Annotated in this window: 29 protein-coding genes; 12 read left to right on the top strand and 17 right to left on the bottom strand. The window is 63.5% G+C overall.

Annotation, left to right across the window (positions count from 1 at the left end; all coding sequences use genetic code 11):
- Positions 1–902: histidinol dehydrogenase (gene hisD, locus GGR38_RS11110; RefSeq protein ID WP_183625447.1), on the bottom strand; the 902-nt coding region annotated here is incomplete at its 3' end.
- A 33-nt stretch (positions 903–935) separates the two neighbouring features.
- The gene (locus GGR38_RS11105) at positions 936–1,955 is read right to left on the bottom strand and encodes a VOC family protein (RefSeq protein WP_183625445.1); all 1,020 of its coding nucleotides are present in this window, start codon (positions 1,953–1,955) and stop codon (positions 936–938) included.
- A gap of 235 nt (positions 1,956–2,190) precedes the next feature.
- Here GGR38_RS11105 and GGR38_RS11100 point away from each other — a divergent pair, with 235 nt between their 5' ends.
- Positions 2,191–3,447, top strand: coding sequence for an MFS transporter (locus GGR38_RS11100; protein ID WP_183625443.1), 1,257 nt, complete (start codon positions 2,191–2,193; stop codon positions 3,445–3,447).
- 39 nt (positions 3,448–3,486) lie between these two features.
- Here the strand turns inward: GGR38_RS11100 and GGR38_RS11095 are convergent, their stop codons facing one another.
- From GGR38_RS11095 to GGR38_RS11065, 7 genes are read right to left on the bottom strand one after another with little or no spacing between them, the layout of a single operon-like run.
- Positions 3,487–4,098: a nuclear transport factor 2 family protein gene (locus GGR38_RS11095; RefSeq protein ID WP_183625441.1), complete on the bottom strand. Its 612-nt coding sequence runs from the start codon at positions 4,096–4,098 to the stop codon at positions 3,487–3,489.
- Positions 4,095–5,171 (bottom strand): amidohydrolase family protein, encoded by a 1,077-nt coding sequence (locus GGR38_RS11090; RefSeq protein WP_183625439.1) that lies wholly within the window; start codon positions 5,169–5,171, stop codon positions 4,095–4,097. Before GGR38_RS11090 ends, GGR38_RS11095 begins: the two co-directional genes overlap by 4 nt.
- 5 nt (positions 5,172–5,176) lie before the next feature.
- Positions 5,177–6,016 carry an acetoacetate decarboxylase family protein gene (locus GGR38_RS11085; protein ID WP_183625436.1) on the bottom strand — a complete coding sequence of 280 codons (840 nt, stop codon included), beginning with the start codon at positions 6,014–6,016 and terminating at the stop codon, positions 5,177–5,179.
- 19 nt (positions 6,017–6,035) lie between these two features.
- Positions 6,036–6,590 carry a cupin domain-containing protein gene (locus GGR38_RS11080; protein ID WP_183625433.1) on the bottom strand — a complete coding sequence of 185 codons (555 nt, stop codon included), beginning with the start codon at positions 6,588–6,590 and terminating at the stop codon, positions 6,036–6,038.
- 12 nt (positions 6,591–6,602) lie between these two features.
- Positions 6,603–7,454 carry an amidohydrolase family protein gene (locus GGR38_RS11075; RefSeq protein WP_183625431.1) on the bottom strand — a complete coding sequence of 284 codons (852 nt, stop codon included), beginning with the start codon at positions 7,452–7,454 and terminating at the stop codon, positions 6,603–6,605.
- A 4-nt stretch (positions 7,455–7,458) separates the two neighbouring features.
- Positions 7,459–8,232 carry an SDR family NAD(P)-dependent oxidoreductase gene (locus GGR38_RS11070; protein ID WP_183625430.1) on the bottom strand — a complete coding sequence of 258 codons (774 nt, stop codon included), beginning with the start codon at positions 8,230–8,232 and terminating at the stop codon, positions 7,459–7,461.
- A gap of 13 nt (positions 8,233–8,245) precedes the next feature.
- Positions 8,246–9,694, bottom strand: coding sequence for an NAD-dependent succinate-semialdehyde dehydrogenase (locus tag GGR38_RS11065; protein WP_183625428.1), 1,449 nt, complete (start codon positions 9,692–9,694; stop codon positions 8,246–8,248).
- 191 nt (positions 9,695–9,885) lie between these two features.
- Between GGR38_RS11065 and GGR38_RS11060 the strand changes: the two genes are divergently transcribed.
- Both GGR38_RS11060 and GGR38_RS11055 read left to right on the top strand, forming a co-directional pair.
- Positions 9,886–10,857: a fumarylacetoacetate hydrolase family protein gene (locus GGR38_RS11060; RefSeq protein ID WP_183625427.1), complete on the top strand. Its 972-nt coding sequence runs from the start codon at positions 9,886–9,888 to the stop codon at positions 10,855–10,857.
- Positions 10,854–11,396 carry a DUF4286 family protein gene (locus GGR38_RS11055; protein WP_183625425.1) on the top strand — a complete coding sequence of 181 codons (543 nt, stop codon included), beginning with the start codon at positions 10,854–10,856 and terminating at the stop codon, positions 11,394–11,396. The genes GGR38_RS11060 and GGR38_RS11055 overlap by 4 nt, the downstream gene beginning before the upstream one ends.
- On the opposite strand, the gene GGR38_RS11050 is transcribed toward GGR38_RS11055, so the two are convergent.
- The gene (locus GGR38_RS11050) at positions 11,393–12,073 is read right to left on the bottom strand and encodes a hypothetical protein (protein WP_183625423.1); all 681 of its coding nucleotides are present in this window, start codon (positions 12,071–12,073) and stop codon (positions 11,393–11,395) included. The genes GGR38_RS11055 and GGR38_RS11050 overlap by 4 nt on opposite strands.
- 82 nt (positions 12,074–12,155) lie before the next feature.
- Here GGR38_RS11050 and GGR38_RS11045 point away from each other — a divergent pair, with 82 nt between their 5' ends.
- Positions 12,156–12,743, top strand: coding sequence for a carboxymuconolactone decarboxylase family protein (locus GGR38_RS11045; protein WP_221227071.1), 588 nt, complete (start codon positions 12,156–12,158; stop codon positions 12,741–12,743).
- A 32-nt stretch (positions 12,744–12,775) separates the two neighbouring features.
- On the opposite strand, the gene GGR38_RS11040 is transcribed toward GGR38_RS11045, so the two are convergent.
- The 3 genes from GGR38_RS11040 to GGR38_RS11030 all read right to left on the bottom strand — a co-directional run bounded on the left by GGR38_RS11040 (position 12,776) and on the right by GGR38_RS11030 (position 15,441).
- On the bottom strand, positions 12,776–13,213 hold the full coding sequence (locus tag GGR38_RS11040; RefSeq protein ID WP_183625421.1) for a VOC family protein: 438 nt from the start codon (positions 13,211–13,213) through the stop codon (positions 12,776–12,778).
- Complete coding sequence (locus GGR38_RS11035) at positions 13,213–14,334, bottom strand: FAD-dependent monooxygenase (RefSeq protein ID WP_183625419.1); 1,122 nt, start codon at positions 14,332–14,334, stop codon at positions 13,213–13,215. Before GGR38_RS11035 ends, GGR38_RS11040 begins: the two co-directional genes overlap by 1 nt.
- Positions 14,335–14,502: 168 nt before the next feature.
- Positions 14,503–15,441: a LysR family transcriptional regulator gene (locus GGR38_RS11030; protein WP_183625417.1), complete on the bottom strand. Its 939-nt coding sequence runs from the start codon at positions 15,439–15,441 to the stop codon at positions 14,503–14,505.
- 206 nt (positions 15,442–15,647) lie between these two features.
- Here GGR38_RS11030 and GGR38_RS11025 point away from each other — a divergent pair, with 206 nt between their 5' ends.
- The 6 genes from GGR38_RS11025 (at position 15,648) to GGR38_RS11000 (ending at position 20,000) form a co-directional block, all read left to right on the top strand.
- Positions 15,648–16,274, top strand: a complete 627-nt coding sequence (locus GGR38_RS11025; protein WP_183625415.1) for a cytochrome b/b6 domain-containing protein — start codon at positions 15,648–15,650, stop codon at positions 16,272–16,274.
- A 24-nt stretch (positions 16,275–16,298) separates the two neighbouring features.
- A complete protein-coding gene (locus GGR38_RS11020; RefSeq protein ID WP_183625413.1) occupies positions 16,299–17,144 on the top strand; it encodes a dioxygenase family protein in 846 nt (281 codons plus the stop codon).
- 11 nt (positions 17,145–17,155) lie between these two features.
- Positions 17,156–18,052 carry an MBL fold metallo-hydrolase gene (locus GGR38_RS11015; protein ID WP_183625411.1) on the top strand — a complete coding sequence of 299 codons (897 nt, stop codon included), beginning with the start codon at positions 17,156–17,158 and terminating at the stop codon, positions 18,050–18,052.
- Between the two features lie 104 nt (positions 18,053–18,156).
- Positions 18,157–18,645, top strand: coding sequence for a hypothetical protein (locus tag GGR38_RS11010; protein ID WP_183625409.1), 489 nt, complete (start codon positions 18,157–18,159; stop codon positions 18,643–18,645).
- Between the two features lie 9 nt (positions 18,646–18,654).
- Positions 18,655–19,143, top strand: a complete 489-nt coding sequence (locus GGR38_RS11005) for a DUF6644 family protein (protein ID WP_183625407.1) — start codon at positions 18,655–18,657, stop codon at positions 19,141–19,143.
- Positions 19,140–20,000, top strand: a complete 861-nt coding sequence (locus tag GGR38_RS11000; RefSeq protein ID WP_183625405.1) for an alpha/beta fold hydrolase — start codon at positions 19,140–19,142, stop codon at positions 19,998–20,000. Before GGR38_RS11005 ends, GGR38_RS11000 begins: the two co-directional genes overlap by 4 nt.
- A 49-nt stretch (positions 20,001–20,049) precedes the next feature.
- On the opposite strand, the gene GGR38_RS10995 is transcribed toward GGR38_RS11000, so the two are convergent.
- The 4 genes from GGR38_RS10995 to GGR38_RS10980 form a co-directional block, all read right to left on the bottom strand.
- Positions 20,050–20,724, bottom strand: coding sequence for a hypothetical protein (locus GGR38_RS10995; RefSeq protein ID WP_183625403.1), 675 nt, complete (start codon positions 20,722–20,724; stop codon positions 20,050–20,052).
- Positions 20,721–21,509 (bottom strand): hypothetical protein, encoded by a 789-nt coding sequence (locus GGR38_RS10990; RefSeq protein WP_183625401.1) that lies wholly within the window; start codon positions 21,507–21,509, stop codon positions 20,721–20,723. The genes GGR38_RS10995 and GGR38_RS10990 overlap by 4 nt, the downstream gene beginning before the upstream one ends.
- Positions 21,510–21,535: 26 nt before the next feature.
- Complete coding sequence (locus tag GGR38_RS10985; RefSeq protein WP_183625399.1) at positions 21,536–21,916, bottom strand: DUF6152 family protein; 381 nt, start codon at positions 21,914–21,916, stop codon at positions 21,536–21,538.
- 96 nt (positions 21,917–22,012) lie between these two features.
- Entirely contained in the window at positions 22,013–22,807 is a 795-nt protein-coding gene (locus GGR38_RS10980) for a nuclear transport factor 2 family protein (RefSeq protein WP_183625397.1), read from the bottom strand.
- 262 nt (positions 22,808–23,069) lie between these two features.
- Between GGR38_RS10980 and GGR38_RS10975 the strand changes: the two genes are divergently transcribed.
- Both GGR38_RS10975 and GGR38_RS10970 read left to right on the top strand, forming a co-directional pair.
- On the top strand, positions 23,070–23,837 hold the full coding sequence (locus GGR38_RS10975; protein ID WP_183625395.1) for a phosphatase PAP2 family protein: 768 nt from the start codon (positions 23,070–23,072) through the stop codon (positions 23,835–23,837).
- A 142-nt stretch (positions 23,838–23,979) separates the two neighbouring features.
- A complete protein-coding gene (locus GGR38_RS10970) occupies positions 23,980–26,847 on the top strand; it encodes a TonB-dependent receptor plug domain-containing protein (RefSeq protein WP_183625393.1) in 2,868 nt (955 codons plus the stop codon).
- The last annotated feature ends 6 nt before the right edge of the window (positions 26,848–26,853 follow it).

Raw genomic sequence — 26,853 nt, 5'->3', positions numbered from 1 at the left:
ATCACCTCGCCAAACGTCTCCCACGCCTTGCGGGCATGGTCGGCGGTCGGCAGGATTTCCAGCAGGCGCTCGATTTCCTTCATCGTCGCGCGGGCAAAGGCTTCGCTGTTGGTCAGCAGCACGCCGGGGCTGTCCGGCCCATGCTCGACCTGACCCAGAATATCGGTCGCGGCCATTTCCGGGTCGCAGCCGATCTCGTCGGCGATGATCAGCGTTTCGGTCGGGCCGGCAAACAGGTCGATGCCCACGCGGCCAAACAATTGGCGCTTGGCCTCGGCTACGAAAGCATTGCCGGGCCCGACAAGAATATCAACCGGATCAATGGTCTGCGTGCCGATAGCCATGGCGCCGATCGCCTGAATGCCGCCCAGCGCATAGATCGCATCGGCACCCGCCAGAGCCTGGGCTGCGACAATCGCGCGCGCGGGCTTGCCCTGAAACGGCGGGGCACAGGTGATCACGCGCGGCACGCCCGCCACCTTGGCGGTGATCACGCTCATATGCGCGCTGGCCAGCAGCGGATATTTCCCGCCCGGCACATAGCAACCCGCATTCTGGATCGGCAGGTTCTTATGCCCCAGCACCACGCCGGGCATGGTTTCGACCTCAACGTCGGTCATGCTGGCGCGCTGGATCTGGGCGAAATTCTTGACCTGCGCTTGGGCAAATTCGATGTCCTTGCGCTCCTGCGGGCTCAGGCTCTCGACCGCCGCGTCGATCTCGGACTGCGACAGGCGATAATCTTCCCGGTCCCAGCCGTCGAACTTGATCGACATATCCCGCACCGCATCATCGCCGCGCTTCTCAATATCGCCCAGCGCCGCCTCGACAATATCACGAACCTTGCGATCCGCCTGCGCCTTCTCTTCCGCAGCCGCGCCGCGCTTCAGCCAGATGGCCATGATCTTTCCCCTAATAATTATTTTATGAATTAATTACTTACGATCCGCTTTTCCGAAATCGCGCCACGCCTCCAACGAGGCCTCTTCCGGGTCCAGCACCACATCCCATGTGATGCCGCGATCCCCGAAAAATCCGGGCGAATCCGTCTGCCACACCGCCGCGCCAAACATCATTTCCCACACGCGCGGGATCCAGCCATCGTCGAGATAATCGGTGTCGGCATGATATTCCGCGTCCCCGCCCGCCGGGCATGGGAAATAGTAATACATGGCCGAGGAAATCCGGTGCCGGTTGAGCGCAGGGGCAAAGGGCCGCTCATGTGCCCAGCCATGATCCGTCATGTAATTGGCGCCCACCATCACCTCGTCAATGTCCTCAAGGCCAAAAGCGATATGGGCATAGCCGCGCTTTCCCCGCGTGCCGGGATGCAGGGTGGTCAGCCAGAAGATCGTGTGATGTTCATAGGTGCCATCGGCGCGGGCAAAGATGCCGTTGGCCTTGGAATGATCGGTCATGCGGAAACCCAGACGGTCCCGATAGAACTCATAGGTCGACACGTAATCATCAGAAAAATAAACAATATGATTGATTGTGCGGGGCAAGGCACGCGCGCGCCACTTGCGATGCTGGTTCAATCGCAGGATGTTGTCGGGCGCGTTGACGGGATCGGGTCGACACATCACCGGCCGCTTGTTCCACACGCGCAGGCCCATCGGATTGCCATCGGGATCGAGAAAATGGGCGGTGCCATCGGCATCGCGGCGCACTTCGCGGTCAACGCCCACCTTGGCTACCAAACGCTCAAGCGCCTCTGACGTATCGACGCCGAGGAAACATTCGCGCACCCCCGAACCGGGGAAATAGGCAGGCGGCAGCGAGGGATCGTCGATGCCCCGCATAATCATCCGCGAGCCCGAAGGCAGCGTCCATTCGCTGGGCGCATCATCGGCGCCGTCATCGCTGCGGATCAGGCCATAATCGGCCCAGAAGCGGTTGCACAGCGCCAGATCCTCCACGCCATACACCACACTTTCGATGCCAAGGATCGGCATGTGCTTCATTCTCCCACTTGTCGACCGGCGGCATTGCGGGCGCGCCGGTTTCGTTGGCCATGTCATTGCGGCGGGTGGGCAGCTGCCTCAAGAACTAATTAGCGCTATTATGAATTAATCAGCTATACGATTTTCGGTGCTTGGCCCGGCGCCAAACCCGTGGCAGCACAGGCAAAGCTGGCGTAGGTTCAGCCATTAAAGCCCGCGCGCAAAAACAAACACTGGGGAAAAGAGAATGTCATCGGCCGATCCGGGCAAATCCGGCGAATTCACAAAGGCGGCAATACTGGCGGCGATGGGCGCATGGTTCGGCTTTCTGACCGGGCCCAATGTGATGGTGGCCGCCACCAACAGCAATTTCCTGCGCATCCTGCCCGAGGAACTGCACACCACCCGCACCAATATCTCGCTGGCGCTGGCCATTTCGCTCTGGCTCAACGCGATGCTGGTGCCGATCGGCGGGCGCATGGTGGACCGTTTCGGCCTGCGCAAAGTGGTGTTGCCGGGCATTCTGATCTTTGCCGCCACCTTTATGGCGATGAGCCGGATGCAGGTAGGCTGGCATTTTCTGGCGTTTCAGATCGTGATGGCCGTGCCCGTTTCGATGCACGCCTCGCCCGCCTATGCCAAGCTTGTCTCGCTGTGGTTTGACCGCAACCGGGGGCTGGTGCTGGGCCTGTGCGTGGCGCTGGGCGCGGGATTGGGGCAGACGATCATGCCCAAGCTGACGCAATGGATGATCGCCACCTATGGCTGGCGCGGGGCCTATGTTGGCGTGGGCGCGATCATTCTGGTGATCGGCTTTCCGATGGTGGCGCTGCTGGCCCATACGCCCAAGAGTCTGGCCGCCAAGAATAAGGATGCCGCCCCCAACCCCTTGGGCCAACAAGGCGTGACGCGGGCCGAGGCTTTGCGCAATCCGGTGTTCTATCTGGTGTTTTTCGCCATTGCCTTTGGCTCCATGTCGCTGCTGGCCACGATGCAACATGCCGTGCCGCTGCTGACCGAGCGCGGATTGCCGATCAACACGGCGACCACCGTGATGAGCTGCGCCTTTGCGGGCGTGATCGCGGGCCAGCTCAGCTCGGGCGTGATGGCCGACCGGTTCAATTCGCCGCGTGTGGTGCTGCCCTATTTCGTCTGCGCGCTGTTTGGCGTGCTGATCGTGCATTCGCAAAATGATCCGCGCATCCTGATCCCCGGCGCGCTGCTGATGGGTCTGGGCCTTGGCGGAGAGATCAGCCAGAACGCCTATCTCGTCTCGCGCTATTTCGGGCTGAAGGCCTTTGGCGCGATCTATGGCCTGACCTTTGCGGCCAGCGCGCTGGGCAATGGCACGGGGGTGATCCTGCTGGGCCATATCCGCGACCATTTCGGCACCTATGCGCCGGGCATCTGGCTGGTGGGCGGGGCGATGTCGGCCTCGGTGCTGTGCGTCGCGCTGATGCCGCGCTTTGTTTATGAAAGCCCGAATGCGGCCAAGAAGGGCTGATGGAAATGGGGCGCCCCGATCAACAGGGCGCCCCATCATTCACACCTTGGGCTTGGGCGTCGTATAGGCGTCCATGCCGATGAACAGGCGGGAAAAACGCCAGATCCCGCCCTCCTTACGCAGATCGGCGGTATAGATCACCGCCGCGCCCAGAATAAGCCCGCCATGCGCCGCCACCGAAACCAGCGCATAGGCCAGCACCCGTGCCTTATTCGCGCTGGCTTCCTCGACGATGATGTTGGTGAAGCAATGGCGGCGCTGATCGCCCTGCTGGCGAAAGCTGTTGGCGAAATTGGCCACCACCGCCTCGCGCCCGCGCACCACCTGAAAGGGCGCGCCATGGCCATCGGCCACCTCGACCACAGCATCCTGTGTGAACAAGCTGGCCAGCACCGGCCCCAGCCCTTCGTCATGCCCCATGCCGTATCGGGCAAAGCATTGCTGGATCATCAGCATGTCCAGCGCATCGGCCACGGGCGCGGCATTGGGGCCGATGTTCACGGCATTGTCCTTGGTGGCCCAAGCCTGGCGTGGAGTGTTTTGGGGGCCACTGTCTTCCGATGCAGAAACGGGGCCGACAACCGCCAGCCCCGCCAAACCTGCCACCGCGCCCAGAACAATACGGCGCCCTTCGCTTTCTATCTCCCTCATATCCTCTCCTTTATCCCCATCAACCGCATCAGATTACCCCCCAGCAACGCCGCCCGATCCGCATCGGACAGGCCCGGAATGGCCGCGATCAACCCGTGAATGTCGTAATGCCCCATATCGAAGGGGTAATCGGTGCCGATCACAACATTCCCGATCCCTGCCCGCTCGATCAGCAGCCCAAGATCGCGCGGATCGAACACCAGAGAGTCGAAATGCAGCCGTTTCAGATAGCTCGACGGCTTGTGGCAACAGGTGCAGGCATCCTCGCGCTGCGCCCAGGCATGATCGGCACGACCCAGATGCGTAGGCAGATAACCCCCGCCATGCGCCGCCACGATTTTCAGCCCGCTATGCCGGTCCAGCACCCCGCCAAAGATCAGATGGCTGAGCGCGACGGCATGTTCGACCGGCTGCCCCACAATGTTCGACAGATAGGCGAGCGCAAGGCGTTCATCGAGCGAACAGCCCATCGGGTGAATGAACACCACCGCACCCAATTCCTCCGCCGCCGCCCAGATGGGATCAAAGCGCCGGTCCGACAATTCGGCCCCGTCGATGGTCGAGCTGATCTCCACCCCCTTAAAGCCCAGATCGCGCACGCAATGGCGCATCTGCTCCACCGCCAGCGCGGGATGCTGCATGGCGATGGCGCCTAGTCCGACCAATCGCTCGGGCGCCTGCGTCACCAATTCGGCCAGAGCCTCGTTCTGGATGCCGACGATCTCCTGCGCCAGATCTTCGGGTGCCCAATAATGATACTGGTTGGGCGAAGGGCTGACGATCTGCATGTCGACGCCCATCACATCCATGTCATGCAGTCGCTGCTCGATGCGGGTCAGGCCCGGCATGGCAGCCGGGATCATCACATCGCGGTTATAGGCGATGGTCTGCGCGCCCATCGTGCGGATGCGAAATTCCGCCTCGCCCGCGCGTTCCGGGCGGCCTGCGGTCAGGCGCTCCACCTCTGGAAACATCGCATGGGCGTGAATGTCGATCGTGGTCAGCGGCCTGCCATCCCCGCCGATCAGGCGAGGATGGGGCGAAACCTTGGGCACATCGCCGGGACCGGGCATCGGCCTCAATCCAGCCGATAGGTGTCGTCACCCGACGCACCGCCAGTCATCCAGAAATAATAGGCCCCGCGATTTTCCACGATGGGGAACGACGCAAAGCCGTTCACAATCGTATATTGCGTCGGCAATTGTTCAAACGTGGGCCGCGCCCATTCCACGCCGCCCTTGCCCGCCAGATAGCGCGTGGTTTTCACCCCGCTCCATGCCGGGGGTGTCAGCGTGGCGTAATTGGCGTCCGCCTCCTCGCCCCATTTCTTGCCGGGGCGCGGCGTGGCGGGAATGTATTTCCATGACAGCAACCCGCGATTGGCCGGATTGCCCGCGGGCGCCTCCTGCTCAACCAGATCCTCGGCCCACAGCTTGGCAAAGGGAAAACCGCGCCAGCTCATGCTGGTGTGATAGCGGCCATTGAAATCGCTGACCTCGGGAATGTCGCAGAACAGCTTGTTATGGCCCAGTTCCTCGCGCCCCGTGGTGATCGGGTCGGACAGGCTTTCCCAGCGCGCCATCAGCAGCGTGCCATGCACATCGCCCTCGGTCTTGCTGGCGTAAATGATCGGCACTTTGACATCGAACATGTTGTAGCCGCCACCCGCCAGCCAGGAAAAGCCGGTCATATAGATCGCCTCAACCGTGACGATGGGTTCGCCCCACAGGCGGAAACCTTCAGGCAACACCGCCTCCAGCGCCTTGGCATCCGTCAGATAGCGCGTGCCCAGCGTCGAGCGCACAGGTTCGCGCGCAAAGTCCTGCACCACGCCTTCGGGCGTCCAGCGGGGACAGGGATTGGGGCCAAAGAAAACCGGCATGCGATAGAATTTGCCGGGCTCGCGAGGGAAGGACATGGAGCTAACCTTTCGTGGATCAGTTGGTGACGGCGCCGGTGCGGATTTCGAGATGCTGGGGCAGCGTCTCACGCAGCTCGGACGAGAACTCGCCGGAGATGAGGATGAAGGCCATGCGGCAGACCTTGTCGGAGCGGTTTTCCCACGCATGGTCGGTACCGCGCTGGATAACCACCGTGCCCGGCGTCAACAGAACCTCGCTGTCATCGAGGATCATCCAGATTTCGCCTTCCAGCACGATGCCATAGTCGATGCTCTTCGTGCGATGCATCATCTTGTGCCGCCCGTCGGCGCGCGGCGGCAGCCGGTCGATATGGCCGGGAAAGAAATCGTTGAAGCGGATCTTGGTGCCCCCCATCGGCGGCGGCGTAATCAGTTCGCCATCGGTGGGTTCGGGCTCGCTCGCGGTGATGATCGCGGGCACGGTGGGCGTGTTCCAGATCTCGATGAAATCGACCAGCGTGCCCTTGTCGCGGATATTGGGCGGCGTGCCATCGGACAGAACGATGGATTTGCCCTGGGCATCATGGCCCGTCACGACCCGGCGGGCGGGGCGTCTTTGCGTTTCAGACATGGTCTTGCCTCTTCAGGAAAACGAGTAAAGCCGCGCGGGATTGTCCACGAGGATGGCATGGCGCGCCGCCGAATCGGGCACGGCCAGCGCCAGCAGATCGATCAGATCGCCATCATCGGGCATCCAGCGAATATTCGGATGGGGCCAATCAGTGCCCCAAAGGATACGCAGCGGCGCAGCATCGGCCAGCGCCGCCATATACGGCAACGCGCGGGCCAGATCGCCATCGGCGCACATGCGGTCCGCCGCCGAAATCTTGACCCACACATGGGGCTGACGCGCCAGATCGAGCAGCACGGCAAAGCCATCGCCCCCCGCATCCAGCCGCGCCATATGGTCGATCACAACCGGCACGCCCAACCCCGCGATCCACTCCGCCTCGGCCAACAGCGCGGCATGATCGAGATGGAACACCAGATGCCAGCCCAGCAGGCCGACCCGCGCGGCGGTGCGCTCGATCATCGCGCGATCCGGGCGGACGCCCAAATGGCCCACGAAATTGAACCGCGCCCCGCGCAAGCCCCCGATATGCAGCGCCGTCAACGTCGCATCGCCCAGCGTATCATCGACAATCCCCACCCCCGCATAGGCCCCGTGGGCCCGCGCAATGGCATCCAGCATCACCGAATGATCCGCGCCATAGATCGCGGGCTGAACAAAGACCGCGCGGGTCAGGCCCAGCCGGTCGGCCATCTGGCGATAGCGCTCCAACGGGGTTTCCGCGGGCTGATAGCTGGCGCCAGCGGGGGTGGGAAAACGGTCGAACGGGCCAAAGATGTGGCAATGGGCATCACACGCCCCCGCCGGCACCACCAGCCGCCGGGGCGGATGGGGATCGGGGTGTGGAGGGGGCAGAATGCTCATAGCATCAGGCCGCCGTCACGCCGCCATCGACCGGGAAATTGGCCCCCGTCACCCATGTCGATTCATCGCTGGCCAGAAACACCGCCGCCCAGGCAATATCGTCGGGTACGCCAAGGCGCTTGATGACCAGACGTTGCAGAATGCGTTCGGCCACGGCCCCGCTGCTGGTGCCCGCGCTGGCCGTGGCGGCGGTCTGCACCATACCCGGCGCGATCGTGTTGCAGCGGATGCCATAGGGGCCGCCCTCGATGGCGATCTGGCGGCTCATGGCCAGAACGGCGGCCTTGCCCGCGCAATGGGCGATCATGCCGGTGTTGACCGATCCGCGCATGGCGTTGACGCTGGCGAAATTGATGATCGATCCGCCGCCGACCTTGACCATATGCGGCCATGCGGCCTTGACCGCCAGAAACACCAGATCGACCTCGCCCACCATGGTGGGCATCCATTCGCGCTCATAATCCATCGTGGCCACCGGGGCCATGTGGGGCGCGATCGCGGCGGCATTCACCAGAATGTCGATGTGGCCATAGGTCGCGCCCGCATGGTCGATAAAACTCTGAACATCATCGGGCTTGGTCAGATCGACCGGATGCACGCTGTCAATTGTCAGGCCCTCGGCTGCGGCCTGCTCCACCGTGGCCTCGGCCCATTGCGCCGAAATGTCGCAGCCCACCACAATGGCCCCCTCGCGGGCAAAGCGCAGGGCGATGCCCTGACCGATGCCTGCGCCAATGCCGGTGACAAGGGCGATCTTGCCCTGCAAACGTCCTGTCATGTCGATATCTCCCTTACAGGTCCATCTTGGTGATGAAACGGGTCTGGAGATAGGGCTCAATCGCTTCGGATCCGCCTTCAAAACCATAGCCGCTGTCCTTCATGCCGCCAAAGGGCGTTTCGGGATGGCCGAGGCCGAAATGGTTGAAGGAAATCATCGCGCTTTCAACGCGCTGCGTCACCTCATTGGCCGTGGCATTGCTGGCGGTGAAGGCATAGGCGGAAAGGCCATAGGGCAGCCGGTTCGCCTCGGCATAAAGCGCGTCGCGGTCGGACCAACGGTTGATCATGGCGATGGGGCCAAAGGGCTCCTCATTCATCAGCGCGGCATCGACGGGCACATCGGTGAAAACCGTGGGGGCGAAAAAGAAGCCCTTGTTGCCCACGCGCTGCCCGCCGCAATGCAGCTTCGCACCCTTGGCAAGAGCATCGGCGGTCAGACGCTCCATTGCCTCCACCCGGCGGATATTGGCCAGCGGGCCGGTGGTGGTGTCCGGATCGAGGCCGCCGCCCGGTTTCAACGCACTGGCCGCCGCGACAAAGGCCGCGGTGAAGGCGTCGAAAATGCTGTCCTCGACCAAAAAGCGCGTAGGGTTGACGCAGCTTTGCCCGGCATTGCGGAATTTGTTGCCCACCAGCGCCCGCGCCGTGGCCACCGGATCAGCGTCCGCAAATACCAGCACCGGCGCATGGCCGCCCAGTTCCATCGTGGTCAGCTTCATATGCTGACCCGCAAGGCTGGCCAGATGCTTGCCCACCACCGTCGATCCGGTGAAACTGATCTTGCGCACCAAAGGATGGGGCACCAGATATTCGGAAATTTCCGCAGGCGTGCCGTAAACCAGATTGACCACGCCCGCAGGCGCACCCGCGTCGACAAAGGCGCGCACCAGTTCGGCGCAGGAACCGGGCGCCTCCTCCGGCCCTTTGACCACCAGCGCGCAGCCCGCCGCCAGCGCGCCCGCCACCTTGCGCACGATCTGGTTGACCGGGAAGTTCCAGGGTGTGAAGGCAGCAACAATGCCCACCGGTTCACGCAGGACATGGTTGGTGATGTTGGCGGCGCGGCCCTCGATGATGCGGCCAGCGATGCGCATGGTTTCGCCCGCCATCCAATCGCAGGCCTCAGCGGCGCGCTCGACCTCGCCGCGCGCCTCGCCGATCATTTTGCCCTGTTCCAGCACCATTTGCGTGGCGATATCTTCATTGCGTTCCCGCAGCAGGCGGGCAGCCCCGTTCAACACCTTGGCCCGCGCCATAGCGGGCGTCTTGCGCCATAGGGCAAACCCGCGCTCGGCCGCTGCCAGCGCGCGGTCGAGATCGGCAATCCCGGCATGGGCGACCGTGCCAATCTGCTCTTCATTGGCCGGATTGATGACGGGCAAGGTGCGCCCATCGGCCGCAAGCGACCATGCGCCGTCGATAAAAAGCATTACGCTGCGATAGGTTGGCGCATTGGCCATCATAATTCTCCCGCGTCATTATCAAAGGCATCTGAGGCCCTGCTCGCTTGGCTCTTGAGATATTAGCGCCTTTGCGAATTGTCAAACGCCTCCCCTACCCCCATTTCGGTAATTCTCTTATGCATTCTGCATGAGAAGCGCCGGGGCATCAGGCGGCTTATGGCGGGTGGCAAATCCAAGGGAGAACACCCGTGAAGCTCGTGCTTTTCACCCAGAACAACGGCCCCGCCCATGCAGGCATCCTGACCGAGGCGGGCGTAATCGACGCCAGCGCGGTTGCGCCCGATGGCCATGATCCGCAGGCGACGATGGCCAATCTGATCGCGCGCTATGATGAAATCCGCCCCGCGCTATTGGCTCTGGAGGCCAGCGCGCCTGCCCTGCCGCTGGCCTCAGTGCGCCTGCTCGCGCCGCTGCCGCGACCGGGCAAGATCGTCAATTGCATCGCCAATTACTGGGAAAACGCCCAGCGCGAGGCGCGCCCGCTCAATATGTTCATCAAGAATGCCGATGCGGTGATCGGGCCTAATGACACGGTGGTCCTGCCCGAATTTACCGAACCCTACGCCTTCATGCATGAGGCCGAACTGGCGCTGGTGTTCAAAGGCCCATCCAAGATGGTGCGCCGCGAGGGCTGGCGCAGCGCGATCTTCGGCTACACCTGCCTGATCGACGTGACCGCACGCGAAAGCGGGCGCCGGACATGGCGCAACAACAGTTGGATGGGCAAAAGTTTCGACACTTTCGCCCCCATCGGCCCCTGCATCGTCACCGCCGACGAGATTGAGGATCCGAACGATCTGTGGGTGCAATTCTGGAACGATGACCAGTTGCGCCACAATTACAGCACCGACGATATGGAGCACACCGTGCCCGAAATCGTCGAATTCATCACCACGATCATGACGATGAACGATGGCGATGTCGTCGCCTGCGGCACCAATCACGAAGGTTTGGGCTTCATTCAGGATGGCGAGACATTGCGGATAAAAATCCATGGCATTGGCGAATTTTCAGTCGGCGTGCGCGATCCGTTGGGCCGCTCGTGGGAGCGCGGGGTCTATATGGGCGAGGGTTCGACCAACCATGAGGCGGTGCGCCGCAATCGGCCCGATGCGGTGCTGCGCGAGGCTTCGGTGCCCGGCGTGGAGACGCAGGCGTGAGTCTGGCCACATTCACCCGCTGGCCGGTGATCGCCGGGGCCACGGACGATGCGGCGCGCGCGCTGATCGGCACGGCCGATGGCTGGGCCCTGCGCTCGATGATCGAGGTAGAGGAAGCATGCCTCTATTGCCCCCCCGAAATCGGCGCGCTGACGCAGGCCCCGGCGGGCGCGGCGCATTACGAGCTTGATCTGGTCAGCGACACTGGGCCTGCGGACCGGCCTTGGGGCGTCATCATGCTGGTCGCCTTTGATGTGCCCAAGGAGATGACCGCCGAGGTTGAGCGCTGGTATGATGAGGAGCATATCGCATTGCTGATGCGCGCGCCGGGCTGGCTTCGCGCGCGGCGCTATCGGGTGCGCAGCCACACGGACGGGCCGCGCTGGACCAGCATGGCCTTTCACGAACTGGCCGATATTTCGGTGATGGATTCGCCGGAGCGCGCCTTGGCCCGGTCCACCCCATGGCGGGCCGAGCTGGAAAAAAGCGCTTGGTTTCAAGGGGCAGGGCGCGGGGTGTTCCGTCCGCTGGGGTGTTAATCGGTCTTTCTCACCCGCGCGCCATTGAGCACCAGATCGCAGACGAACGCCTTGTAAGCCTCACGCAGCTCCGCTTCGTCGAGGCTTACCCCGGCGGCGACCTCCAACTGGCGGCGGGCCGAAACGAAGAACTCGCTCATGCCCACCACCGCGACATAGAGCAGGCTGGGGTCCATGCCCCGAAACGCGCCCTCGCCCAGCCCCGCGCGCAGGATCGAGCCATAGGCCGCCGTGCCGCGATTGGTAAACTGGGTGATCATCGCGCGGGCGGCGGGGTCTTCGCTGCCCGCGATTTCGGTGGCGAACAATTGGTGAAAGAAGGGATAGGTGGAGTTCAGGTCGATCAGCGTCGAGATACGCGCGCAAAGCCGCTCCTCGGCGGTGCCCTCGCTCTGGGCCGAAGCCTCGAATTGCGCGGCGAAACGCTGCGTCAGCTTTTCGGCCACCGCCACCAGCAAGGTCGCGCGATTATGGAAATAATAGCGGATCAGCGAGGGATGCACCCCCGTGCTGCGCGCCACCACCACCGGCGTGATGGCCGAAGGCGGCATGGTCCTAAGCAGGTCGATGGTCGCATCGATCAGCGCGTCCTTGCCAACGGACGTGTCGATATCCTGCGCCCCGGCGCGCGGACGGCCACGGCTCCGCTTGGGTTCCTGATTCACCTGCTCGTTCATCCTATCCACCATATTATTGCCATGTACGCGGGATGGCTCCTGCGCAAGATTAATTCACACACCAACGAATTGGAAACCCACTTTGGCCAAGCCTGAATTTTCCCCCATCCTCTGGCCGCTCGGCCCCGACCGCCTGCCCAAACAGGACCCGGCCGATTACACGCCCGCACAGGCGCAGGCCGCCGCAGCGCTGATCGCATCGCCGCGCGGAGAGGTGCGCGGCCCCTTCGTGCCGCTGATGCGCAGCCCCGAACTGATGGACCTGTCGCAGCAATTGGGCGCATTTCTGCGCTATCGGTGCAGCGTTCCGGTGCGCCTGCGCGAATGGGCGATCTGCATCATCGCCCGCCTCTGGCGCCAGCCCTATGAATGGCACGCCCATGCAAGGCTTGCCCATGAGGCGGGCGTGGCGCGGGCGGCGCTGGCCGCGCTGCGCGATGGGGAGAGGCCCGATATGGCAGAGGACGAGGCGGTGATCTGGGACTTCATCACCCAGCTTCACCACGACCAATTCGTCTCGGACGCGACTTGGGCGCGCGCCACGGCGCTGCTGGGCGAAAGCGGGGCGGTCGAGCTGACCGGGCTTTGCGGCTATTACACATTGCTGGCCATGGTGCTGAACACCGCGCGCACCCCGGTGCCTGGCGAGGCTTTCGCCTTTCCCGAATGAGACAAGGCCGGGGCATCCCCCCGGCCCCGCCATCAGGCGATTTCCGCCCTCGGATCGGCCACTTTGGGCCATTGCACGAATTCGATCAGATTACCCTCATTGTCGCGGATGAAGCTGGCAGCGCGGCCATCGGGAAATTCCTTGAGCCAGACCACATCGACCCCGCGCGCGGCAATCGTGGCGATAAATCCGCGCACATCCTCGACGCTGAAGGCGACATGCTTGGTGCCATGGGTTTTCAGATCATCGTCGGGGATGCGCCTTTCGGCATCCGCAGCCCGCGCATCGGGGCGACACAGCAATTCGACATGCAGCGCCCCATTGCCCAGCACAGCCACTTCGGCCGGAATGCTTTCAATCACATAACGCCGCAATTGCACAAAACCCAAACAATCGCGCCACCACGCAATCGAGGCATCCATATCCGCCACGGAAACCCCGACATGGTGAAACCACAATTCCTGCCCCATCAGATCGGCTCCCGAATGGCCGCGCCAAGGCTGGCGCTCAAGGCGCGCTGGTCAGCAAAGGGCGCGTCATCCATCTCCATCTGCCCGATGGCCACCGAACCTTCAAGGATCGTGCGGCAACGCTCAAACCGCCTCTGCGTGAAATCGGTAAACAGCGCGGCGGTACCCTCATAACGCCCGACCATCTGGCCCAGCACCACCGCATCCTCGATGGCCATGCCCGCGCCATAGCCGATATGGGGCGTAGTGGCATGGGCCGCATCGCCCACGATCAGCACGCGCCCCTTGTGCCATGGCCGGGGCATCAGGATCGATTCCAGCGGGCGGTAATTAATCAGCGACTGCTCGCTCAATTCCTCGACAATCGCGCGGAAATGGCCGCCGAAACGCGACAGGCGTTCTTTGAGCAGAGGCAGCCAGTCGGCCGCGTCGATCCACGGATTGCCCGGCGCCGATTCCAGCAGGTAGAGATACATCAGATCCTGCGAGATCGGGTTGAAGCCCGCCTTGGCATATTGCGCGGAATAGACCCACGTGGCCGTCACATCGGCCGGACGCGACACCACCGCGCGCCAGCATCCCTGACCGGTAAAGGCCGGGCCGGGCAGATCGGGGAACAGCGCAGCGCGGGTGCGTGAAAACAGCCCATCGGCGGCCACGACAAAGCGATGCTCGGCGCTGGCCCCATCGCTGGCGGTCACACGGATATGGTCCTCGGCCTCGGCATAGCTTTCGGCGGAAAGGCCGGTGCGGACCTTGATCCCGGCCGCTTCAATCGCGCGGCGCATCACGCCATGCAGGCGCGGACGCAGGATGCCGCCCATATTGGGAATGCCCTCGCCAAACATCGGCGTGCTGGCCCCTTGCGAGAGGACATTGCCATCGGCATCGCACGCCCGCACCGGCCCCACCGAGGCGAACCCGGCCTCCAGCACCGGCTCCAGCATTCCCAGATCGGCAAAGGCCCGTAAGGCCCCGCCATTGAGCGTCAACCCCGCCCCCAGCGCGTTCCATGCGGGATCGCTCTCGATCAATTCCACGGCCTGACCGGCACGGTGCAGGGCCAGCGCGGCAGCCATGCCGCCGATGCCCCCACCCACCACAAGGATGGACCTCCCCATACATTCTCTTCCCGTCTGCTATGGGGTGCGTCCTTGAAACGACGCACCCGGACCCTATAAACTCAGGCAAATTCTAGCGGACAGGATTGAGAGGGCCAGTTGCGCTGGGCGTATATCAGCTTTCCACCGGGCCGCCCGAGAGGGAGCGGCGGCCCGGCGGCGCGATGCTTATTGCACCGTCAGCGGCACGAAGGAGGGGGATTCATCATCGCCGTAAACCTCCGGCAAACGGCGCACTTCCTCTGCCAGAAGGCGGGCGATCTTGCGGATGGCAAGGGTGGCGGGACGCTGGTTGGAACGCACCAGAACCAGCATCAGATCCATGCGCGGGTCGATGATGTCGGCGGCGGACAGCAGCCCCGCCGCCACATCCTCGCGCACCGCCATGCGGGTGGTAATGGTGTATCCCATGCCCTTGGCGATCACCTGTTTCTGCGTGGCCAGCGCGTCGATCTGCGGGCCATAGGTCAGGTTGACCCCGGCGCGGCGGGCGGCCTGTTCGATATGCATGCGCAAAACGTTTGGCGGCTTGGCCTGGATCAGCGGCAGGCCCTGCACCTGCGCCAAGGCGATCTCGCGCTGGCTGGTGATCGGATCGCCCGGAGGCCCCACCACGCAAAGCGGCAGCGTCACCAGCGCCTCATCGCTCGGGCTGAGCGCGCCGGGTTCGCGCAGCACCAGCGCCAGATCAATGCGCCCCATAGCCACCTGTTCGGCCAGTTGCCCGCCCGCCGCCTCGGTCAGATGCAGCGTGACTTGCGGAAATTTCTCAAGCGCCGCGCCCAAAAATTCCGAAGCGATCCGTACCGAAGGCAAGAGGCCCACCGAAACCGCACCGACCGGCACGCCCGCCTGCCCCTTGATATCCATCATGATCTGTTCGGATTCGCGCACCATCGTTTGCACGCGCGGTAGGATCGCCTCGCCCACCTCGGTCAGCGCCACGCCGCGCCCGGTGCGGTAAAACAGCGTGCATCCGCATTCGATCTCCAGCGCGTTGATATGGCGGCTGACCACGGGTTGCCGCCGCTTCATCACCACCGCGACTTTGGACAGGCTGCCCATTTCGGCCACCTTGAGGAACAGTTTCCACCGCTCAAAATCCATGTTCTTTCTCCCATTCCCCGCCCCCGGGCTTTGCCGGAAAGCAGCGGATGCCTGTTTTCAGGCTCCATTTATTCTTTATGACGCTAATATAATGCACCTGCCGAACCATAGCAAGCTGATATGCGCATAATGATGGATGCAGCCGGGATCGCCTTTGGCTATCATCGCGCAAGTCATTATCGGCCCGACACAAAAGAAGGCCAGATGTGAGGACCAAGATGGCGGCACCCTTCAACACAGCATCAGATCATGGGGCTTATTCGCGCCGCTATTCGCGTATCGCGATGGGCCTGCATTGGTTGATGGCCGCGATCCTGTTGGCCAATATCATCACAGGATGGACCTTCCCCGAGGCCATGCCGGGCCAGAAATATTCGCCAAAGCCGCTGCTGCCGTTGCATATATCGCTGGGGCTGTCGGCTCTGATATTGATCGTTCCGCGCATTGTGTGGCGGATCACCCATCGCCCGCCCCCGCACAATCCCGCCATGCCCACGTGGGAGCACATCGCCGCCTCGCTGGGCCATGTGGGGCTTTATGCGCTGATGGTCGCTGTGCCTTTTTCGGGCTGGCTCGTGCTGTCCGCGCATAAGATCCAGAAGGGCAAGCTGATGTTTTTCGGCCTTTTCGCCTTTCCCCATTTCCCGGTGTTCCCCTCGCTGCCCGCTGCCGATGTGCTGTGGTGGCATGACACGCTGGTGGCGGTGCACGGTGCGCTGGCGAGCTGGATCTTGCCCGCGCTGATCGCGCTGCATGTGGGGGCGGTGGTCAAGCATCATCTGGTCGACCGCGATCCGGTGCTGCGCCGCATGTGGCCGGGCCGAGACACCTAAACCTTTCTTTTCAGGAGTTCTTCCATGCCGACATCTTTGTCGCGCCGGGGCGTTATCGCCACCGGCATTATCGGCGCGGGCGCCGTATCCATGGCGCGCGCCGCGCCGACGCCGAAAAATGCTGCGCCTGATAATATTTGCCTGATCCACCCCGATACGGTCGATGGCCCCTATTACGAAGACAAACCCATCATCCGCCGCGACATCACCGAGGGCAGAAAGGGCATCCCGCTGGAACTGCGCGTGCGGGTGGTCGATGCGCAATGCCGCCCGGTCAAAGGCGCGCGGGTCGATGCATGGCAGGCCGACGCACAGGGCATCTATTCCGACTTTCCCAATCAGGGAGACGATCTCGACATTGCCACACCGGGCGAGACTTTCCTGCGCGGAACGCAGATGAGTGATGAGGCCGGATGGGTCACATTCAACACGATCTATCCGGGATGGTATCGCGGGCGCACCGCCCATATCCACTTCAAAATCTATATCGGCGGCCGCACCCGCCTAACCAGCCAGATCTTCTTTCCCGATGCGCTCAATGAGTGGATCTATTTGAATGTGCCGGACTATAAGCGGCCCCTGCTGCGCGACACGATCAATGTCACCGACTGGATCATGGCCGAGGCCACCCGCAATGCCGTGGCCCAGGTGAAAGAAGAAGCCGACCGCTATGTGGCGACCATGACCTTTGGCGTAAACCCTCTGGCCACGCCCGCGCCGGGGGAGAAAATGCCATGTCCGACCGATGGCAGCAAATGCGTGCCCGCCCCCGGCGTGCCGCCCAAGGGGGACGATCGCATTGCCGCGCTGGTGCCCTCGGCGGAAAACGGCCGCCGCCCGCGCGCGCAAAAACCCCCGCTTCCGCGTTGAAAGGATTGATGATGAAAGCAATCTATCTCTTGGCAGGCCTTGCGCTCGCCTCACCCGCCGCCGCGCAGAACCCCTTTATGGCCCCCATCAGGACCACGCCGATCACCGCCGATCTGGTGATGCTGAGTGCGGGATCGAATGCGGTGCTGGCCGTGGGCGACAAGAGCGCCATTCTGGTCGACACGCTGTTTTTCAACCCCGACAAACTGGCCGAGGCGGTCCGGGCCGTGACGCCCAAGCCGGTGGCCTTCGTGGTCAACACCCATGCGCATCGCGACCATACCGGGGCCAATGCGCTGTTTGCCGGCATGGGGGCCAAGGTCATCTCCACCTCCGCCGCCGCGCGCCGGATTGGCGAGCCATCGACCAATCCTCGCGGCGAGACGCAGCCACCGATCGACAAGGCGGGCTGGCCCACGATCACCTATGACAAGGCGAGCAAGGTCTCGGTTCCGGGGGAAAGTCTGGATTTTCTGCCGGTTGAGCCTTCGCATATGGATGGCGACGCGCTGATCTTCTTTCCGCGCCAGAACGTCTTGGTGATGGGCGATCTGCATCACAGCCACGAATATCCGGTCTATGATGGCGTGAGCGGGTGCAAATGCGGGTCGTATGAGGGCAATCTGCGGGTCTATCGACGCGCCATCGGCATGATTGATGGTGCCACCAAGGTCGTGCCCGGCCATGGCGGATTGACCAACCGGGCTGAGTTGATCGCCTATGTCGCCATGCTGGAAAAGGTGCGCGATGCGGTGAAGCGGGAAGTGGCCGCGGGCAAGAGCAAGCAGGAGGTGGTGGCGATGCGCCTGCTGGCCGATGATCGCTCGGTCCAGCCGGGCGGGCCGGATAATGCCGACGCCTTTGTGGCCACGCTTTATGAGGCGATAAAGACCGGAGTTGGTATCTGAGGCGTATTTCTCTTAAACGCTAATTGCGTCTTGTTCTCTCTCCTTTTTCCGGCGATCCCTTGCATCCAAGGCGTGTCAAACGCCGCCAGATAGAGGAGAGGTTCATGGACGCCATGCGCGCCCTTGTCGAAATTATCGCCGCCTCGCCAATCAGCATCACGATCCAGAGCATTTCCTGGCTGATCCCGATTGTGCAGAGCATCCATATCATCGCCATCGCCGCCGTCATGGCCAGCGCAGTGCTGCTCAACACGCGCATCGCCGGGCTGGCAAACAGCAGCGAGGGGTTCGACACCCTGCTTGGGCGCTATCTGCCATGGGTGTGGCGGGCGCTGCCGGTGCTGGCGATCAGCGGGATCATCCTGATCATCGGCGAACCGGAACGCGAATTGATGAGCTATGTCTTCTGGATCAAGATGGCGCTGCTGATCGTGGTCCTCTCGCTTTGCGCGATGATCGCGCGGGCTGCCTCGCCTCAGCCTCTGGCCGATCTTTCGCCTGAAACGCGCGGCCGCCTGCGGGTGCTGGCGCTGCTTTGCCTGACGGCTCTGGTGGGCATCATCGCCTGCGGACGCCTGATTGCCTATGCATAAGAGGACTTTATGGCTTTCCAAGAACTGTTTGAGGCCATCGAGGCCCTGCCCTTTGCCTCCGCGATTGCCGAATCCACATGGATGTTTCCCGCCATCGAGGTGATCCATGTGCTGGCGCTGGTGATGGTGCTGGGCACGATTGCGATGGTCGATCTGCGCCTGCTGGGCCTTGCCCGGCGCGACATGGGGGTTTTGACGCTAACGCGCGAAACGCTGACATGGACATGGGCCTGCTTTGTTGTGGCCGCGATCACGGGTGGGCTGATGTTCGCCTCGGCGGCGGTGCGCTATTCGGGCCTGTTTCCGTTTCAGGCCAAGATGGTGCTGCTGGCGCTGGCAGGGTTGAACATGGCGTGGTTCCATTCGACCGCCTATCGCAGCGTCGATCAATGGGACCGCCAATTGCCCCCGCCCGCCCCGGCGCGGATCGCGGGCGCGCTGTCGCTTTCGCTGTGGACCTCGATCATCATCGCCGGTCGCTGGATCGGTTTCCTGTGAGCGCGCTCCATCATACCACCCGCCGCACGGCCCTTATCGGGCTGGGCGGCGCGCTGCTGGTCGCCGCGATGCCCGCCATCGCCGCCCCGGCCATCATCGAACATATGGTCGATGCCCCCGGCGCGCGGCTTTATGTCACCGACACCGGCGGCAAAGGCCCGGTCATCCTGCTGGCCCATCCGGCCACGGGCAGCGCGCTGATCTGGGAGCATCAGCGAGTCGGTTTCGCCGCCGCAGGCTATCGCGTGGTGGCATGGTCGCGCCGCGAACATGCGCGCAGCGAAGTGACCGGCGCAGACCCCGGCACCAATGCTGACATCCTGACCATCACCAAGGCGCTGAACATCGGGCGGTTTCATTTCGTCGGCTCGGCGGCGGGGGGAGGCATCGCCATTCAGTTTGCCGCTGCCCATCCCGAAAGGCTGCTCTCGCTGACCATGGCCAACAGCATTTCGGGCATTGCCGAACCGGCGTTCAAGGCATGGGCCGAAGGGCTGCGCCCGCCCTCCTTCAACGCCATGCCCGCCGAGGTGCGCGAGCTTTCCCCCACCTATCGCGCCGCCAATCCGCAAGGGGCGGCGCGCTGGGTCGAACTGGAGCAGCATTCGCGCATCGCCCCGCTGGGCGCGCCGCCGCGCGCGGGGGTCTTGTGGGATGATGTCGCGCGCCTGCCCATGCCGATCCTGTGGCTGACGGGAGACGCGGACCTTTATGTGCCGCCGCCCCTGCAACGCGAGGCCGGCCGCCATGCGCGGCGCAGCCATTATGCCGTGATCCCCGGCACCGGCCATTCGGCCTATTGGGAGGCGCCCGATCTGTTCAACCGGGCGGTGCTGGCCTTTTTGAAACGGCCATAAAAAAGGGGGGCGGTGAGAGTTGATCTCACCGCCCCCTTTCTTTCGCGCCTTATTGTTTCAGCTTACCCGCCAGATTTTCGCGGTCGAGACAGATGTCCTCCTTCACGGTCAACCCCGGCAGGCGATCGAACACCACCCGTGCGGTCCAGGGGGCGCTATAGGTTTCCGGGTCATTGATGGTGATCGTCGCCTCCATCTGCTTGGGCCCAAGGCTGCGGAAACGCTCGGTCAGCCGCGCCCTCTCGCCGTGAGGCAATCCGCTGCGGTCCAGCCCCGTGTTGGGGTGCAGCGCCTGCACATCCACCACCAGCGTGTCGCCCTCCCAATGGCCAGCATTCTGGCCGAAATAGACCGGGCCGATCACCTCGCGCGGGGGCTCCATCTCGATCATGCGGACCAGCCGGTTCCACTGATAGGCGAATAGTACGCGCGGCTTGGTCACGATCACCGCAAAGGGCGTCTTGGGATCGCTCATCATGCGTGGCTCGCCCGGAGGCTTGCAGCGGCGCGAGAAGTCCACCTTGGGGTCGCCCGCCATGAACGCTGCCTTTTGCGCATTCCACGCCTTGGCGGCCTCGGGCTTCAGCGGGATCGGCTTGCCGTCGGCGGGCTTCAACATGCCGTCGCCGCGCGCCTGCCACACGCCTTCGATCCAGTCCTGCGCCGCAGCAGGGGCCGCCGCCCCCAGCAGGGCCAGCGCCATCATCATACCTTTTGCCATCATTGGTATCCGATCCCGAATGCTTCGCCAAAGTCCTCGCAAATGTCTTCGACATAATGGAGGTCGGGCCGCCAGCGCAGCGTGACCTTTTCCACCGGGGTCAGTTGCCCATCGGTTTCGCGAAAACGTTCAATGGCGACATTGCCATCGGCCTGCTTGGTCATGCGCTCGACATAATGGTCGGTGCCGGGCTTGCCGCGCGTGGCCACCTGCGTGGTGTCGATCACCAGCGTGTCACCATCCCAGCGTGCGATGGAATCGCCGGTAAAGGACGGTTTGGCCGCCGAATCATGCCGATCGGCAAAGGTGGCCCAGCGCAGCAGGTGGTTTTCCTCCATCAGGAACAGCACCTGGCGCGCATTGATGAGGATCGTAGTCGAATAGGAGGTCAGCCCGGCGAAAGTGTTGATGACGCAGGCCCCCGCGCCAACATTGCTGACCCGCGGCGAGGCCAATCCACCCGCAGGAGGCCCGCCCGGAGGTGGTCCGCCCGGCGCGCGCGGTGCGCCCCCCGGCCCTCCGGGCGCGCGCAGGAAATTATACATGCCGTTCAGATCGCGCGGGTCCTTGGAAGGCGGCGCGCCCTGAATGTTCTGGCGCGTCAGTTCCGATGCCTGCGGCTTGATCCTGCCGCCCGACAGCGCCTCCTTGAACTGGGGCGGCGCATCGACAATATCGTCCAGCGTGGCCGCCCCCACCTGCGCCATCGCGGGCATCGCCCACAATCCCACCGCCGCGGCGCAGGCGCAAAGCCCCGCCCGGCGATGGCTTCTCCATCGAGCCGACATCCCTCTCTCCTTATCTTGTTCTTAGGTCAGACGATGCCGAATTTCAGCACCGTGCCGTCAGCCTTCTTCACGGTCAGGAATTCGCCGCCCTTGCTGCCATCGCGATTGGGCGCGACCAGCAGGCGGACCTGCTCACCCGGCTTGACCGAATCCTTCTTCCACCCGTTGCGGGCCAGAATCGACACCGAAGGCCCCTCAAGGCGCCATTCCTCGCTGCCGCCCTTGCCGTCGGGCACGGTCACGGTCATCCACGTATGCGGATTGGCCCATTCGAATACCTTGAGCGTTCCGGCCACCACCAGCGGCTTGGACCGGTCAAAGGACGCGGCCGAATGATGGGCCATCGCCGCCCCCGGCACGCCCAGCGCCAAAGCCGCAGCAAGGACGCCAACCATGGAACTTTTCATCATCAATCTCCTGAATGCGCACATATCCCGTTGCATCCGGCCCCGCCCGCCTGCGCGCTAGAGGCCGGATGTGTATTTCAGGTATGCGCTAAATGCTTATTTGGCCGGGGCGGCGATCGTATAGGCCGTGGCCGCGTCAAAGTGGCAGTAGGCGACCGGGATGAACGGCCCCTGCGGCGTGGATTTGCCGTCATAGCGCCACAGCTTGGCGGGCATGGCATAGCCGGGACGGGCCTGCATCGGATTGGCCCCGGCGCGCGCCGAATCGCGGCCCGAAACACCGGCCACTTCCGGCGCAGGCTGGCGGGCGGCCATGTCGCGGGCGGTCTGGGTGATGGGGGTGGAAAACTTGGTGTTGAACACCGGGAAGACCTGAAGATGCCAGATCTTCCACTTGCCCTGCTCCTTCACGAAATCGACCGCATATTTGACCCACAGCCATGCGCCGATATCGTCCGGGCCGTTGATACTGGGGCCGAAACTGTCCCACACGCCCTTGGCGGTCTGGCCGTCGCCCGCCACCTCGATCACGGGCGAGAACATCGAATGCATGTGCAGGATACCGGGGCGGCGATCCTCGTCGGGGTCGGCAAAGCGGGCGCGCATGGCCTCCAGCCCCACCGGACCGCCCGGCGTCAGCCAGCTTACGCCCTCGGTGTTGAGCGCGAAGAGATCGGCCAGCGTGCCTTCGCCGCGCAGCGTGCCTTGATGGTCATAGCGGCCCATCAGGTTCTGGATCTCGTTCAGCGCCACCACCTTGTCGGCGGCGGGCATGACGCCGCAGGGGGCTGGCGCTTTGCCTGCCGCCATCACCGGCGCGCCCGTCAAAGCCAAAGCGACCGCGCCTGCTGCTGGCCCCATTGCCGCCATCCGGCCAAACCATGCTTTCATTCACTCTCTCCCTTGATGGGCGGCGGATCGCTGTCCGTGCCCGGCAAAATGTCGAGCCAAAGCATAGCCATAGTTTTGCGCGGCGAAATGGGTGGGTAGGCAGGGAGATGGACACAGATCAGTCACAAGTCTTTGTTTTTAATAATGGATTACAATGCCTATCGATCCTGGGCATAGCTGAAAATCCAATTCAGGGTGAGGCGCGCATGGCCTGCTCCTGCCTAAGCAGGGGCAAGGAAAATGATCCACAAAAGGGAGAAACATGCGCCACCCGATCCACTATGCCGCCCTTCTGGCGCTGTCCGCTCTGGCTTGGGGCGGCGCCACGCTGGCCCAACCCGGACCAGCTCTGCCGCCCGAATATCGCGCCTATCTGACGCCGCTGGGGATCAGCCGCGACGCCATCGCCCCGGCCCCCACGCATGGATCGCCGCGCGAAGCCTATGATCGCGCGGTCTTTGCCCAGACGCGTAAGCTCGAAGGATCGCCGCGCTGGGCGCTGGCGCAGGCGGACGCCGGGCGCGGGGTGATGAAGGCTTTCAGTTGCGCGGCGGGCCTCTCGCTGACCGACCGGGTGCCTGCGCTGACCAAGCTGCTCTCGCGCTATCGCACCGACCTTATCAACGCCACGCGCAGCGCCAGCCCCCGCCCCTATCAGCTTGAAAAGGGCGCGACCTGTCTGGGCGACAAGCCGTTGCAGACCGCCGGCGGCACGCCGATGATTCAGGCGGCATGGGGCTGGACCATCGCCACCATTCTGGCCGAGGCTCTCCCCGAACGCACCGACGCGCTGATGACCCGCGCCCGCGCCTTTGGCGAGAGCGCGGCGATCTGCGGCTTTGCCGGGGCCAGCGAGGTGCATGGCGGGCGCGATCTTGGCTCGGCCATGCTGGCCCGCGCCCGCGCCCTGCCCGAATTTGCCGGTGATCTGGCGCAGGCGCAGGCCGAATTGCGCGCTCTGGCCAAGGCCGGAACCCCCGCGCCCGAAGGCTGCGCCGCCGAGGCCGCGCTGAGTGCGCCCGCCTTTTGAAAGCCGCGCCGGGGAGTTCATCGCTTCCCCGGCTAACTGCTATTCTTCGACGCGCTAATATTTTCCTTCTATTGCCAATGCCGAAGTCGCAGCCGGGACACACCGGCATCAAGCGACCCAATTCCAAGGGGAGAGTTCCAAGATGCCCAAGCATCACACCATGCTGATGGTCACCACCACTCTGGCCGGGATCGGCCTGATGACCACATCGGCCCATGCGCAGGACACAGCGCCCGAAGCCGCAAAGGCCGCCGAAATCATCGTTACCGGATCACGCCTCGCCAATCCCAATTTTTCCTCGCCCACGCCCGTCCAGACCCTGAACGCCGAAGCCATCGCCCAGCGCGCGCCGGTGCAGATTTCCGATGTGGTCAATGAAATCCCCGCCGTGCGCACCAGCCGTTCGGCATCGGGCAGCGGCCGCGTAGCCGATCAGCAATCGGGCGTCCAGGCGCTGACCGACCTGCGCGGCCTTGGCGATGTGCGCACGCTCACGCTGGTCAATGGCCATCGCCATGTCGGCACGGTGGCCTCCGGCTCGTTCGACACCAACATGATGCCCGTGGGCTTGATCGACCGCGTGGATGTGGTCACGGGCGGCGCCTCGGCGGCCTATGGCTCGGACGCGGTGGCGGGCGTGGTCAACTTCGTGCTGAAAAATCAGATGCAGGGCATCACCGCCAGCGCGCAAGGCGGCGTCACCTCACGCGGGGATGGCCGCCAATATGCGATCAATCTGGCGGGCGGCACCAGCTTTGCCGATGGGCGCGGTCATATCATCGCCGGGCTGGATTGGGGCACGACGCTGGGCGCGGGCAATATCTATTCGCGCTATTCCGATGAACAGGGCCTGCTGTCCGTCTCGGCGGCCCAGCGCAGCTCGCTGGGCATGGCGGCGCAGGTGTTCACCACCGGGGTCGAACTGGCCAATGTCACGCCCTATGGCCTGATCACCACCAAGACCACCGGGGGCCTGCTCAACACGTTCGACGCCGCGGGCAATGCATCGGTGTTCACGCAGGGCACCGTGTTCGGTTCGGGCACCAGCGCGGTGATGACCGGCACCAATTCGAATTACGGCAACAGCCCCTATCGCTTCTTCCAGCTTCAGAACAAGAACTCGCGCCTCGTCGCCTATGGCCGCGCCGAGTTTGACATTACCGATGCGTGGAAAGTCTATGCCGAGCTGAACTATGCCCACACCAGCATGCCTGCGCAGTTGACCTCCTCCTATCTGGTCAGCTTTCAGGTTCCCGTCTCCAGCCTGCCCACCTCGGTCCAGTCGCAATATACCGGCACCAATGTTTCGGTGGGCCGCATCATGACCGAGAATGGCGGGGGCAATCTGACATGGCAGAACCTCGACATGCATGACATCGTGGTGGGCACCAAGGCCAGTTTCGGCAAGTGGAAGGCCGAGGCCTATTACCAGCATGGCTGGACCCATCAGGATTTCAACACCACCGGCCTTGTGCTCTCGGCGCTGTATAAGGCGGTCTATGGCTGCAACGGCACGGCCAGCAATCCGAACATGACCAGCAACCTGCTGACCCAGTTGAGCCTGTACGAGAGCGTCACCGGCAAGTCCTGCGTTGCGATCAATCCGTTTGGCGCGATCACCAATTCCTCCGCCCTCAATTACATCTACAACACCCAGCATCAGGACACCGTGATCCAGAAGGACGTAGTGTCCGCCAGCATTTCGGGTACGCCCTTTGCCCTGTGGGCGGGCGATGTTTCGGTGGCGGCGGGCGCGGAATGGCGTCAGGACAAGCTGTCGGTCACCAGCGATGCGCTGGGCAATGGCAATGTCTATTCGGTGGGCAATTTCACCACCTATGGCGGCAAGAACACGGTGAAGGAGGGCTTCCTCGAAGTCGGCCTGCCCTTGCTGAAAGACCTGCCCTTCGCGCGCTCGCTGGATGTGAACGGCGCGGTGCGGCGCACCGATTATGCCATTTCCGGCGCGGTGACGACGTGGAAGGGCGGCGCGGTGTGGCAACCGCTGGATGGCTTGCGCCTGCGCGCCACATGGTCGCGCGACATTCGCGCGCCCAATCTGAGCGACCTGTTCTTCATCGGCGGCGCCCTGCCCACCAGCACGACCAACAATATCCCCGGCACCTATGGCTATAACGTGACCGGCACCACCAACATCTATGCCAGCGGCAACACCAATCTGAAGCCGGAAAAGGCCGATACGTTCACCGGCGGCTTTACCTGGGCGGCCAAGGACGGGCCGCTGCGGGGGCTGCGCGTGGCGGTGGATTATTACAACATCCGCATCAATGGCGCGATCACCCGCCCCACTTCGGCCCAAACGCAGAGCATCTGCGCCGGGCTGCTGGCCAGCGGGGCGACGTCATGCCCCGGCATCGTGTTCAGCAATTCGGGCAATGGTCTGGTTTCGGCGGGCAATCTCTCGCTCAACCTCAACCAGTTGAAAGCCGAAGGTTTTGACATCGAGGTCGGCTACCGCGTGCCTGATCTGGGCATTCCGGGCCGGTTCGAACTGCGCGCCATGGCAAACCGGGCGCTGCATCTGCAACAGTTCCTTTCGCTGATCCGCCCCGAACCGTTCGAAACCGCAGGCTCCGCGCAGGGGGTGCCCGAATGGAGCGGGACGCTCACCCTCAGCTATATCCTCGGCAAATCGGGCGTAGATCTGCAACTGCGCGGCTTTACCGGCGTGAAATATGACACGCTCAGCGCCTATACGCTGACGGGCGGGGCGACCAATGGCGCGCAGGTGGTCGATCCCAGTGATGCCGGATACCTCAACACCAACGCCAACAGCATCAACAGCAACCGCCTGCCCGGCATGGTTTACACCAATATCTCGGGCCATGTGGAGCTGATCAAGGGGGTGCAGCTCTTTGCGGTCATCAACAATCTGTTCGACCGCCAGCCCCCGCAATATGCCGCCATCGCCGTCACGGCGGGCAGCCGCAACCTGAATTACGATCTGCTGGGCCGGTCGTATAAGCTGGGCGTGCGCGCGAACTTCTGATCGCGG

The organism is Novosphingobium sediminicola (assembly GCF_014196525.1).
Lineage (GTDB): Bacteria > Pseudomonadota > Alphaproteobacteria > Sphingomonadales > Sphingomonadaceae > Novosphingobium > Novosphingobium sediminicola.
Note: the sequence above shows the minus strand (reverse complement) of the source record. Positions and strands in the feature narration are given on the sequence as shown.